Annotated in this window: 9 protein-coding genes and 1 riboswitch; of the genes, 6 read left to right on the forward strand and 3 right to left on the reverse strand. The window is 41.8% G+C overall.

Annotated elements, in window-relative coordinates; genetic code table 11:
• Window positions 1–341: 341 nt before the first annotated feature.
• Window positions 342–457: riboswitch (cyclic di-GMP riboswitch) on the reverse strand.
• Window positions 458–767: 310 nt separating this feature from the next.
• From CC97_RS19215 to CC97_RS17185, 5 genes are all read left to right on the forward strand, one after another.
• Complete coding sequence (locus tag CC97_RS19215) at window positions 768–2,843, forward strand: DUF2079 domain-containing protein (protein WP_049963006.1); 2,076 nt, start codon at window positions 768–770, stop codon at window positions 2,841–2,843.
• Between the two features lie 72 nt (window positions 2,844–2,915).
• A complete protein-coding gene (locus CC97_RS17170; protein WP_044976556.1) occupies window positions 2,916–3,218 on the forward strand; it encodes a hypothetical protein in 303 nt (100 codons plus the stop codon).
• Window positions 3,219–3,380: 162 nt separating this feature from the next.
• Complete coding sequence (locus CC97_RS17175; protein ID WP_044976558.1) at window positions 3,381–3,890, forward strand: RNA polymerase sigma factor; 510 nt, start codon at window positions 3,381–3,383, stop codon at window positions 3,888–3,890.
• Window positions 3,883–4,896 (forward strand): hypothetical protein, encoded by a 1,014-nt coding sequence (locus CC97_RS19220; protein ID WP_049963007.1) that lies wholly within the window; start codon window positions 3,883–3,885, stop codon window positions 4,894–4,896. The genes CC97_RS17175 and CC97_RS19220 overlap by 8 nt, the downstream gene beginning before the upstream one ends.
• Before the next feature lie 146 nt (window positions 4,897–5,042).
• Window positions 5,043–8,030, forward strand: a complete 2,988-nt coding sequence (locus tag CC97_RS17185) for an extracellular solute-binding protein (RefSeq protein ID WP_044976560.1) — start codon at window positions 5,043–5,045, stop codon at window positions 8,028–8,030.
• Between the two features lie 95 nt (window positions 8,031–8,125).
• On the opposite strand, the gene CC97_RS17190 is transcribed toward CC97_RS17185, so the two are convergent.
• The 3 genes from CC97_RS17190 to CC97_RS17200 are packed head-to-tail and all read right to left on the reverse strand — an operon-like array spanning window position 8,126 to window position 10,675.
• Window positions 8,126–8,785, reverse strand: coding sequence for a hypothetical protein (locus tag CC97_RS17190; protein ID WP_044976562.1), 660 nt, complete (start codon window positions 8,783–8,785; stop codon window positions 8,126–8,128).
• On the reverse strand, window positions 8,785–9,453 hold the full coding sequence (locus CC97_RS17195) for an HAD family phosphatase (RefSeq protein WP_049963008.1): 669 nt from the start codon (window positions 9,451–9,453) through the stop codon (window positions 8,785–8,787). The genes CC97_RS17190 and CC97_RS17195 overlap by 1 nt, the downstream gene beginning before the upstream one ends.
• A 1-nt stretch (window position 9,454) precedes the next feature.
• Entirely contained in the window at window positions 9,455–10,675 is a 1,221-nt protein-coding gene (locus tag CC97_RS17200; RefSeq protein WP_044976564.1) for a nucleotidyltransferase family protein, read from the reverse strand.
• Window positions 10,676–10,942: 267 nt separating this feature from the next.
• Here CC97_RS17200 and CC97_RS17205 point away from each other — a divergent pair, with 267 nt between their 5' ends.
• A complete protein-coding gene (locus CC97_RS17205) occupies window positions 10,943–12,136 on the forward strand; it encodes an acetate kinase (protein ID WP_044976566.1) in 1,194 nt (397 codons plus the stop codon).
• Window positions 12,137–12,318 lie beyond the last annotated feature (182 nt).

Consider the following 12,318-nt stretch of genomic DNA (forward strand, 5'->3'; position numbering starts at 1 on the left):
AGATTTTACAGATAAGTCTGAAGTCTGAGAAGAAAATCTGAAGAATGACTTCCGTCATCCTTATATAGTGAACGTAAAAATGATTCCGATCATTTTACGTTCACTATAAATATTTTAAAGGACCGAAACTTCCTTGGCTTAACGTCCAGGGTAGAAATAAACCGTAATCCTCCGGTGAAAGTCCGAGCTCTTGACTTTTTCCCTGACTGACCCTTTTTCCTTATAAAAAGCGGTCAATGCTTTGAATTCTTCTTTTTCCGTTAAGAATAATCTTTGCATCAGGAAAATCGGGAATCTGATGTATCCGGCTGTACGTACCGGAACAGAAACCAGAACCGAAGGCAGGCAACTGGCTGACAATTGCTGAACTTTGAAGCGTCTGAGTGGTGAGATTGCGTTCAGTTTAGCCCCTCTAGTTTTGCGTCACTGCCTTTCAGCAGCTTTGCCGTTAGTCAAACGTTTCATTTCCTTCAATGACTATAGTATAGCATGAAAACAGAAAATTGTCAATAGATTTTTGAGAAAAAACAATCAGTTTATACAAAATAAATAGTGTGAGATAGTTCTAATGATGCAGTACGCACAAATCAGAACTAAAAGAATAGATTTGTTTTTTTATAATTTTTAAAAACCTTATATCATGCGTCCGTCCGGTGTATTGAAAAACAGATCCAAATATGATATGATAGTAATATGTGCAGATTTATGACACCTGAACAGTAATTTACGGGTGAACTGATCTGACCAAAATATAACGGAGGATGTTCATGTCAGAAACTACAAATGATTTAAATAATAAAGATACGGAGTCTGAAGAACTTGTCAGAGACACAGTGAATAACGAAAGTGCTGAAGAAATAACGGCATCTGAAGCTGCAGCAGCTGAAAGTAATGATGACGCGGAGAACCTGCAGGAGGAAAATTCTGCTGGTACGGCTGAAGCTGCAAAGGTAAGAACGTTCAGAGGTTCGATGAAAACTCTTTCAGACTGGTTTGTTTCTTTCATAAATGAAAACAATGCAGTCGCAAGGCTTATCGGACTGTTCATGATTTTCAGTTCAGTGGTTTTCATTAAAAATTACCATAAGGATCCGCGCATGAGGTTCTGGGAACTTCACAACGGTGATGCCTGGAAAGAATACAGCAGCAGCGTCGGAATTGGTAAAATGGCGGTTTTCATTGCCGTCGGGTTTGCTGCGGTTTCGCTTGTAAAACGTTTTGTTCCGAAACTGCGGAATTTTAAGTTTGACTCGCTTATACTGCTTTCCGGATCCCTTTTATTCGGAATATGTGCAGTCTGGAGAAATGACAGCAACCCGCTCAATGCGGTATTTTCATTCGGTATAGTGCTTGTGGTCCTTGTGCTTCTGCACTGGTTCCTCGACACTGATGACTGTACGTTTATCCGTCGGATACCGAATATTGCCTACATAAGTATTCTTCTGATCTGTGCGGCAGGTGTGGGCGGATATGTAGCATGGACTACTATCTGCAAGCACAGGATCTATCACACTGCAGTATTTGACCTTGGAATTTTCACGCAGATGTATCATTCCATTGTCACACATTTTACTCAGGTGACTACATGTGAGCGCGGATATGATCTTTCTCATTTCGCAGTCCATTTTTCACCTATATATTATGTGCTTGCTCCGGTCTACTATCTGTTTCCTTCTCCTGAGACCCTCCTTGCAGCACAGGCTTTTCTTGCAGTAAGCGGCTTCATCCCGCTTTATAAGATATGCCGCGGACGCGGTTTTTCGAATGCGGTTACATTCCTTTTCGGTATCGTGTACATCTTTTCAGTATCAGTTATGTCACCGTGTTACTACGAATTTCACGAAAATGCATTCCTTCCGCCTCTTCTTATGTGGTTCTTCTATGCGATCGAAAAAGAGAAAAAGGTGCTCATGTATGTGTTCATGGTACTTCTTCTCATGGTCAAGGAAGATGCTGCTCTGTATGTAATGTGTATCGGTCTTTACATGCTGTTCAGCGGAAAGAACAGAAAGCACGGCGCAATAATCTTCTGTGCAACTGCGGCAGTTTTCGTAAATGTTCTCGCTCTCATGAGCAAATACGGTGAAGGGGCAATGACAAACCGTACTTTCGGAAATCTTATGAGAAACTACGATTCCGGTTTCGGCGAAGTAATAAAGACAGCTCTTACCAACCCGATGTACTTTATCAATCAGTGTTTCCTTACCGGCGACGAGGAGAAGTTCTATGAAAAAATAGTATTCTTCACGGTAATGCTTCTTCCGCTGCTCTTCATGCCTTTCATTACAAAGAAGAGATCAAGACTGTTTCTTGTTGTTCCGTTTATCATAATGAATCTTGCCAGCGGATATCCGTACGCATCCAAATTCGATTACCAGTATGTTTTCGGTACAGCGACATGTCTTATTTATGCAGCAGTGATCAACGTTGCTGATCTTGATAAGAAGAGCATTAAGGAAATAGTTCCTCTTATGGCAGTCGCTTCGCTGATAATGTTCGCTGCAAATGATACCAACAAGCTTTATTATCCTGAAGTATACAAAAACTATAAAGACAACAATGACAGGAAGAATGCTTTCTGTGAAGCAATTCCGGAAGATGCGTCACTTCTTGCCACACCGTTCCTTATTCCGCACTGTGCAAACCGTGACAAGCTTTACGTGCTTGATGAGGGCTCCGCACCAAATCCGGATACGACCGACTTTGTTATTTTCGAGGACGGCAGCGAGGAGTGGAAGCAAAACAAGCGTGCTCTTCTTGAATCGGAAGGTTACACTGTTTATAACGAAGCAGAAGGACTTATCGTCATTTATGTAAGTCCGGACTACAATGTAAATAAATAAGTAATTCCGCCGCGGACAGATGCTGAAATGGTGCCTGGCACAGGTGGATAAAATAGAAAGGAAGTTTTAAAAATGGGAATCAATCTTGAAGAAATGGCAGCAAACATGGGCATCGATCCTGAAATGCTCGGCAAAGTAAAGGACGCAGCAGCATCAGGCGATTTCGCAGGCGCAATGGCAAGCATGTCAGGCGTTCTTGCTGAAAAAGGCATCGATGTGAACGCACTCAAGGACAAGGTGGACATGGACAAGATCATGGAAATGGCCAAGAATGTTGACCTTAAGGAAATGGCAAAGAACGTAGACCTTAAGGATATGTCACCGGACAAGCTCAAGGAAATGGCAAGCCAGCTCATGGGCGGGGACAAGAAGTAATATCCCGACGGATCATTTAAGAAAAAAGGCCGCAGCCGCAGAGAAAATACTGTGACTGCGGTTTTTTCATGTGCAGAAAATTTTTTCAGAAAAAATGAACCTTTTCTGATCTGCGGTGGTATATGTAAGTGAAGTACTTCATTTAAAGAGAAAGGAGCAGCCTTGAAAGACAATACTGATATCAGTGAACATATAGAAAAATGCAGGGAACCGCTTACAAGACTTTGTCTGAGCCTCTGCGGGAATCATCATGATGCGGCTGACCTTTTTCAGGATACGTGTCTGAGGGCTTTCAGGTATTACAGAAATTATGATGAGTCGAAGGAATTTAACAAGTGGATATTCAGTATCTGCGTAAATACCTACAAGTCGGGACTAAAGAAACTTTACAGAATGAAAAAAGTTGATTTTTCTTCTGTCGGGGAACATGACGACTTTTTTGCCGGAATTCCTGATACGCAGAATCCTGATTCCCGTGAGCAGTACAGGGCACTTGTAAAAGCAGTAAAGAAACTTCCGGAGAAATTTCATATCGTTATAGTGCTGAGATTTTTCAGCGACTTTACAGAAAAGGATATGGCGAAAATGCTCGGCATACCTGAGGGAACGGTCAAGTCAAGGATCAGCAAGGCAAAAAAACTTCTGAAAAAGGAGATGGAAAACGATGGCTGAAAAGATAACCGATGAACAGCTTGAAAGTATGCTTCGTGAGATGTACGGAACAAAGCTTTCTGAAAATGAACTTTTTCATGAAGATCTTTCAGCTGAGATGAACATAAAAATCAGTGAGGGCAGGAAGAAAAAAGGTATAAGAGTGATCAGAAATGCCGCAGTCGTATGTGCCGTTTTACTTTGTCTTGTCATGCCGTATCATTTCCTTTCAGAGATTGGAAAAGGTGATAAAGTGATTTCTGATTCTGAAATATCTGATAATGTGTATGATCTGTCTGAAGATCTTGATAAGCTAAGCGACTTTACCGGTGAAGATCTCCGTTCGTTTGATTTTGAAGTGATCACTCTGAAAAGCAGCTCTTACTACAGAAAGGTATCCGAAGGAGATGCGGGTGATGAGAAGGATGCTTTAAGGGACAGGATTTTCATGGAACTCGGCCTTGTTCCGTATGAAGAGACCGAAACGGATGGAAAAGCCCTTTTCATTCGCACGATAAATGACGGAAGCAGAACAGTTTACACAAGGCAGGCGTATCTTGTTGAATACGGCCGTGACGGAGAGATCAGTCTGGAGGCATCAACGACCGAAAAGATATCTGAAGAACAGAACCTGATAATCACATCTTCAGATGTTTTTAAAGGTTTCGACAATGCTGACGGAGGATTTAAAAATCTGGTTTCCAGATTCCAGAGAAAGAATTTCGCTGTAAAATTCGACGGCGTCGAGATACGTAAGGAACTCGATACAGATGCAGAGCAAAGCGTGGAAACCGAAAGCATCTGTGCAGTCCTGCTCAAAGAAGGAAAGCTTCAGCCGGTGGCAGTTTATTCACTTGAATATACGGTAGAAGGAAAAGCACTTTCCGGTGAAAAAATGCCGGAGCAGATAACCGCAGAATATTCCGGCGGCATCACTTCCTACAGCGCCGTTCTTGCCTACGACTGCACTTATAAAAATTCCCTCAGAATAAATAATACAGAAAAAAACGGGTTATGGAATTTCTGAACGGCTAAGGAAACGCTGATTTATTCATAAATCAACGTGGAGGCCGGGGCGAATCCCCGCAAATCCCGCCTTCGGAAATCCGGCAAAGCCGGATTTCCGATTTGATCAGTGTTTCCCTAAAAATAAATGTGAAAGGATGACTGAGTATGAAAAGAAGAATTTGCGCAGGTATTGCATCACTTCTGGCAGCAGCAGTGATAATGAGCGGATGTGGTCAGGATCTGAAACCGCAGAGCAACAGAACAGATGACGGTATCAGGCCGGCAGTGTCAGAAAATGAAAAAAAGAAAACTGCAAACGGACCGATAAGTGTTTACTTTGACAGGAAGAATCTTCTGGATAATAATGACCTGAAAGGTTCGGTTCCGGTTGCGGTAAACGGAGACAGTATCTGGTATTATAAGCGGGCGGATATATATGGTTTACACAATACTGAAAAAGAAATAGTAAGTTTCCTTGCCGATACCGAGACCGGTGAAGTTGAATATGACGAGCAGCTTAACATTCCGGCAGAAAACTATATCAGACGTGATGAGAAAAAAGTGGTTTACTGGCTTGAAAATGATGATAATTACACACTGAATTCACTTGATCTGAAGAGCGGAAAAACAGAAACAGTCGACCTTGGGGACACGCCGCATTATACCGGAACAGATGGTGCTGGTAATATTTACATCTATTCTGTTTCCGGAGACAGTCTCACAGTTTATGATCAGTCACTGAATGTTTCGGAAAGTTTCAATATTGATGATCAGCTGATAAATATGGACGTGACAAACAGATTTATCTACGGTATGTGTGTTTCACATGACGGAAAAGTATATTTCGCAGTGGATGAAAAAGATGTCTGCAGCAGTGTTTTCACTATCGATGAAAACGGTAAGCTTAAAAATCTGACCGGTGATATTTATGATATAAGAGAAAAAAACCGTATCTTTATAAACGCTGAAGGTATTATTACTCTCTGTACCGGTTACGGATCGGTAATTTGCGATACCATAGATTCAGAAACAGGCGAAGTACTTCATCGCTATGAACTCTATGGAGTAAATGATCTTCTCGGACCTTCGGATAAATACGATATGGTCTATCTTGATGCATCAGGAGTGCGCGGATATGATTATAAGGAAGATAAGAAAGATCTGATCGTTTCAGAGGAGAAAATTCCGGGAATTGCATCTGTATATGATTCGGGCTTTGTCAGCGGAAATACACTTTTCCTCAGTGTTCTGGATGCAGATGCGAATAAACTGATCGAAGTCCGGAAAAGTACGGGCGAGACAATAATTACAGAAAATGCGGGCGGCAGATTGGCGGCAGTTTCACCTGACGGACATCTTTATTACATCAGTGATGAGCATAAGACAAAATCCTACGATGATACTTATGAATCTGTTACCCCATCGTTCTTCAGACTTAATGATGACGGAACGAGTGAACTGGTGTTTACTCTTCCAGAGTATGAAATGGAGGTTGTTCCGTCTGCATTTTGCATTTCAGATAAGGGTGAGTTTTTTATAACATATGCCGATGAGGAAGACAGAGGATGTGTATTTGTATATGATTCATCCGGAAATCTGAAAACAAAGATCTACGCTCCTGAAGACAAATACAGTTTTTATAAAGGACTTCCGAGAGTACGCAGAAATGAAAAAGGTGATATTTATGCAGTTGACGAGTATAATGCCCTCTGGAAAATAGATCAGGATAAATATGAAATGAATAAAGTCAACTGTTTTAATCTGCTGGGTATGGATAATAGCTATATGGACGGTAAGTTCGGATACGATCTGCTGTATAAGAATTTGTCCGGAATTTACGGCTGGAAAGAAGCAGATGATTCTGTCACGGAACTGGTACTTTTTCAGGATGCTGAAGGAACTGTCAGTCCGTATGATGACATGATTTTATTCAGTACTGATGAAGTTTTGCTTCCTGACGGTATCATGCTAAAAAAAGCTGATGAAGAGAGACTGGCTGAGCTCAATTCAAGGAAGATAATAACCCTTGCTGTTTCAGGCAGTACAATAAAGCCTTTTGTCGATGATTTTAATACAAGCAATGATGACTATCGTATCGTTCTAAAAGATTACTTAAAATACGGGTCTACATATGACTACAACGATTTTGGCAAAGATTCTGAGCAGCTTTCAAAGGATATAGTTAATGGTGATATTCCGGATATTATAATGCTTGATAACATGGATGTTTCTGCGTATATTCCGAAGGGACTTTTCACAGATCTGAAAGAATTTGTTGAAAAGGATCCTGAACTTGACATGTCAGACTTTTATCAGAATATCACCGATGAGTTTGTTTATAAAGACTGTCAGTACACTATACCTGCACTTAACAGCTTCATGACAATATTTTCTGTCTATCAGCCTGAAAAATGGGATTACAGTGATATGATCTCGCATGATACCATAAATGAAAATTTATTTGAATATTTTTCTTCATTTAATGTTTATAATTGGTTGCTTGCTTCATACATCGATGACTATGTTGATATGGAAGCGAAAAAATGTGATTTTGACAATGAGACTTTTACGGAACTTCTTGATTTTATAAAATCCAACTGTACATTTGGCGATGAAATCGATGAAGCACTCTGGGACAGAAGCTATGATCTGCGAAGCAAGGTTTTTTCATATTTCGATGAGTATTTACGGAGTGTTTCGGAAGATACGTATGCTCTTGGTTTTCCTTCAAAAGATGGAGGCAGAAATTATATTCAGCCGGAACTGATGTTTGGTATCACGAACAGCTGTGAAAATAAGGAAGGCGCATGGGAATTTGTTCGGCTTTTCCTTATCGATAAAAATCTTAAAGGAGAGGTAAACAACTCTTACACCACTTTAAACGGATTCAGCATCCGAAAGGATGTTGATGAGAACGACATTAAAGAGACTGTGACGGATCATGCTGAGTACGGAGAAGATATATCTGATAAAGCAGATGAATACAGAGAATTTGTAAACGGACCGGTATTCTCAGATCTGATATATTCCGGTGTAAAGCGTATAGTAATGGAAGAAGCCGATGCGTTTTTCAAAAGCGAAGATATTACTGCAGAGGAGACAGCAAAGACGATCCAGAACAAGGTGATGCTGTATCTGAATGAGATTGCATAAAATAGCTGCGGCACGTCAGAGCCGTGCCGCAGCTATTGACGGTGCGCCTGCCGGCGCACGCTTCATATTCTGAAGGATACGCCGATAAAATAAACTTATCTTCTGTTCTTCATTTTGAACTTCCAGTGATTTATCCTCATTTTTGCTCTTACCATAAATGCTTCGCCGAAGAAGAGGAGGAAGTTTATTACTGAGAGCAGGATGGCTATTTTTCCGGAAAAGCCTGCTAATATGAAGGAGATCAGGAGTACTGCAGCATCGACGTATGCTATGTATTTGATCTTTACCGGAATAAAGAAGAACAGAAGTATAGGCATATCAGGCGCGATTACTGCAAATGCAAGGAACATGGTAAGCATCATGTAGTAGTTGTCTACAGTTCCGGTGATGAATCCGGCGATGATAGCTCCCAGCAGCGATGTGAAAAAATACAGGTTGAACCGGAATGACCCCCAGTTGTTTTCGAGGACATCTCCTATCATCCAGTAGAAGTACATCGTGAATATAAAGAAAAACGGACTGTAGGTTATAGGTTCAAAAACGAATGATACCAGTCTCCATACCTGTCCGTGCATAATAGCACTGCGTGAAAACTGAATAAACGGGTACAGCTGCTGTCTGCCGGTCATCGGACAGATGATCGCATCCATTATAAATACTATCACCATTCCGAATATGACATAGCCCATAAGTCCGGGAATATAGTATTTCCGGAATCTGCGTTCGATTTTATTCAATATCTGTTCTGTTTTCATTAAATCACATTCTTTCCTTGGTGCTGCGCTTTTATGAATTCGGTAAATCCGTGCAGATCGTCAAATGCAATGTCTGCGGCAGCGGAAGTTTTTTCCCAGTCTGCGTTTCCTTTGTCGAATACGGCGGCTGCAAAAAATCCGGCGTTTCCGGCAGATTCGATGCAGTGGAGCGCGTCATCGACAACTGCTGTGCTTTCTTTTTCCGTTCCGAGCAGAGCACATACCTTTCCGAAGAATTCCGGATCGTCTTTCTTTATTCCGTTTTCCTCGCAGGTGTATATGAATTTAAACCGGTCATATATTCCGAAACGCTTTAGTATTGTGTCCGTCAGCGTACGGTAGTTTGCTGTGGCAATGCAGTACGGTATTCCGTAACGGTCAAGCGTGTCCAGAGTTTCTGTGACATAATCTTTAAGCGGAATGGAAGTCGAATATTCATCAAGAACCATTTCCTCAATACGGTCGGTTATCTTCTGCGGTTCCATTTTTACGCCGAGATCTATAAAGTAACGGGCACATTCCTCCATGCTGAGTGTTTTCATTACTTCCGATATGCCCGGCGGCGGATCGATGCCGTTCTCCTTCAGGAATCTGCGGTCACATTCCGACCAGCTCTGCATGGAATCGATAAGAGTACCGTCCATGTCGAAAATTACGCCCTTTATCATATCAGAGCGGAATGTTCTGGCTGTTCTTGATGTTCGGAACAACGCTTACTTTTGCACGGTAATCTGTGCCGACAGGGTCAGGCACACCAAGTGCGAGGTTGTATATGTCTGTTGAGAATGACTCGAGTTCAGCAAGCCTTTTTGCAACTGCGTTGATCTCGCTGAGTCTTGCAAGGGATGTACCCATCGGAATACGTGATTTTTCCTTTGCCTTGTGGAGAATATCCGTTCCGCGTTCATTTACCGCAAGTATTCTTGCGTAAACCGGAGGTGTTTTCAGGTCGTCGGTAGTTATGCCGAGTATCGAACAGAGAATGATCCTTCTGATCCTTGCAAGTGTATAGCGTTTGTTTTTGATCATGTCCATCATTTCAGATACCGTGGAAGCTGTTCTTGCTTCAAAAATACGGTTCTCAAGGCCCTGTGCAACATCAGGAACTTCGCGGAGCTTTGCAGGTGAAGTAGTACGCATGCTGTACATGATAGCTTTTTCAAGATTAGCCATTGAGGCATATTTTCCGGTACGTACAGCTTCTGACAGAGTCTTGAAGCTGTCTGCAGGCATAAGATCTGAATAGTTTATATCTGTAACGTTCTGTCTGATAAAAGAAGCACTTGCGAAGTTTTCCTTTACATTGATGTCGTCATGCCCTGCATTTTTCCTCTTTACAGTAAACGGTACTATTTTAGAGTTGAGGAATGAAATTGCTTTGATGTATTCGATAGCGAGAATATTGTTGGCATTTGACACTTCGAGCAGATCGCTCATTGCCTTGCCGTAATTCTGTTCAACAAGTTCCTGAACAGCAGCCGGGAATGAAGCACCGTTGTCGAGCATATATTTCAGTTCCGGAGTGTCAGCTACTTTGATAGTGGCATGAGCCGCTTCGATAAGCTTTTCGAGATCCCCGCATTCGCTTCCGAATGAAAGTTCATCAACACATCCGAGAGAATTGAAGATGTACATAGCCGCTCTTGAAAAGCCTTCTGCGCTTGAAAGGACATATGGGACGGGAAGTTCGATGACCAGGTCGACTCCGTTCTGAACAGCTATTCTGGCTCTTTCAAATTTGTCCATTATCGCAACATCACCGCGCTGCACAAAATTTCCGCTCATTACCGCTACGATGTGTGTTGCTCCGTTTTCTCTTGTTTTTCTGATATGATACTTGTGTCCGTTGTGGAAAGGATTGTATTCACAAACTATACCTGCAACCTTCATCAGATCGTCCTCCCGATAAAATACTGTACATTTAATTATAACATAAATTGAATGTAGTGTAAATACTTAAGGATAGACTTTGGTTTTGTTTAAAAAGCAGATTTTGATGAAAAAGACTTGAAAAAAGGACAGATAAGGTATATAATAAATAATTGGATTTTTGTTTGATATAATATTTGAAAACATCTTTCCAGGCGATTTTATAATGAGAAGTCAGACCAGTGTTCTGACGTTCAAAATAATTTAAATCTGAAAGGAACGGATATAATGAAAATTTTAGTAATCAATGCCGGAAGCTCATCACTTAAGTATCAGCTTATCGATATGACTGACGAATCAGTTATCGCAAAGGGTAACTGCGACAGAATCGGAATCGGCGGTCACATTTCACATAAAACATTTGACGGAAGAACAGTTGACACAGACTGTAATTTCCCGACACATACAGAAGCTTTTGAAAAGCTCGTTGAAGTTCTCACAACTGGTGAAGCTTCAGTTATCAAGTCAATGGACGAGATCTCAGCAGTAGGTCACAGAATCGTGCAGGGTGCTGAAGTATTCTCAAAGACATGCATCGCAACAGACGAAGTTATCGACCAGATCGACGGCCTTGCAGACCTCGCTCCTGTACACAACCACGCTCACGCACTTGCGCTCCGTGCATGTAAGAAGGTTATTCCTGCTGACGTTAAGCAGGTAGTAGTATTCGATACAGGTTTCCACCAGACAATGCCGGCAAAAGCGTACATGTACGGTGTTCCTTATGAATGCTACAAGGATCTCCACGTTCGTAAGTACGGCTTCCACGGTACATCACACCGTTTCGTAACAGCAAAGCTGGCTGAAACACTCGGAAAGAAGCCTGAGGATCTCAAGATCGTTTCATGCCACCTCGGCAACGGTTCATCAATCACAGCAGTAAACGCAGGCAAGTCAGTTGATACAACAATGGGCTTCACACCTCTTGACGGTCTTATCATGGGTACAAGATCAGGTGCCATCGACGCTTCTGCAGTTACATACATCATGAACAAGCTCGGCCTTTCAGCTTCTGAAATGAGCGATTACCTCAACAAGAAGTCAGGTTTCCTCGGCCTTTCAGGCGTTTCAAGCGACAACCGTGACATCCAGAAGGCTGTAAACGAAGGCAACGAAAGAGCAAAGATCACATCTGAAATGCTCACATACCAGATCAAGAAGTACATCGGTTCATTCGCTGCTGCAATGAACGGTCTTGACGCTGTTATCTTCACAGGCGGTATCGGTGAAAATGCTCCTGAAGTTCGTGAAGGTGCATGTGAGGACATGAGCTTCTTCGGAATCGAGATCGATAAGGAACTCAACAAGTGCCGCGGCGAACTGAAGAAGATCTCAACAGAGGCTTCAAAGGTTCAGGTATGGGTAGTTCCTACAAACGAAGAACTTCTCATCGCAAGAGATACACTTGAACTTGTTAAATAATTAAAACAACAATATAAAAATGCAATGTCGCATTCCTCTTTTTAACGGGGGAGTGCGGCATTTTTTGTTTTGACCCGGAATGCTGTAACAGCGGTGAATTAATGCACACTGCATGACGTTATGTGGTCAATTCAGTATTGCATATTTTTGAGTAGTATAGTATAATTATTAAGAGTTAAAAT

The sequence above is a fragment of the Ruminococcus sp. HUN007 genome (genome assembly GCF_000712055.1).
Lineage (GTDB): Bacteria > Bacillota > Clostridia > Oscillospirales > Ruminococcaceae > HUN007.

Excerpts from the sequence above, each read along its gene's own strand:
- CC97_RS19215 (WP_049963006.1), top strand. The coding sequence starts at position 768 with ATGTCAGAAACTACAAATGATTTAAATAATAAAGATACGGAGTCTGAA.
- CC97_RS17170 (WP_044976556.1), top strand. The coding sequence starts at position 2,916 with ATGGGAATCAATCTTGAAGAAATGGCAGCAAACATGGGCATCGATCCT.
- CC97_RS19220 (WP_049963007.1), top strand. The coding sequence starts at position 3,883 with ATGGCTGAAAAGATAACCGATGAACAGCTTGAAAGTATGCTTCGTGAG.
- CC97_RS17185 (WP_044976560.1), top strand. The coding sequence starts at position 5,043 with ATGAAAAGAAGAATTTGCGCAGGTATTGCATCACTTCTGGCAGCAGCA.
- CC97_RS17190 (WP_044976562.1), bottom strand. The coding sequence starts at position 8,785 with ATGAAAACAGAACAGATATTGAATAAAATCGAACGCAGATTCCGGAAA.
- CC97_RS17195 (WP_049963008.1), bottom strand. The coding sequence starts at position 9,453 with ATGATAAAGGGCGTAATTTTCGACATGGACGGTACTCTTATCGATTCC.
- CC97_RS17200 (WP_044976564.1), bottom strand. The coding sequence starts at position 10,675 with ATGAAGGTTGCAGGTATAGTTTGTGAATACAATCCTTTCCACAACGGA.
- CC97_RS17205 (WP_044976566.1), top strand. The coding sequence starts at position 10,943 with ATGAAAATTTTAGTAATCAATGCCGGAAGCTCATCACTTAAGTATCAG.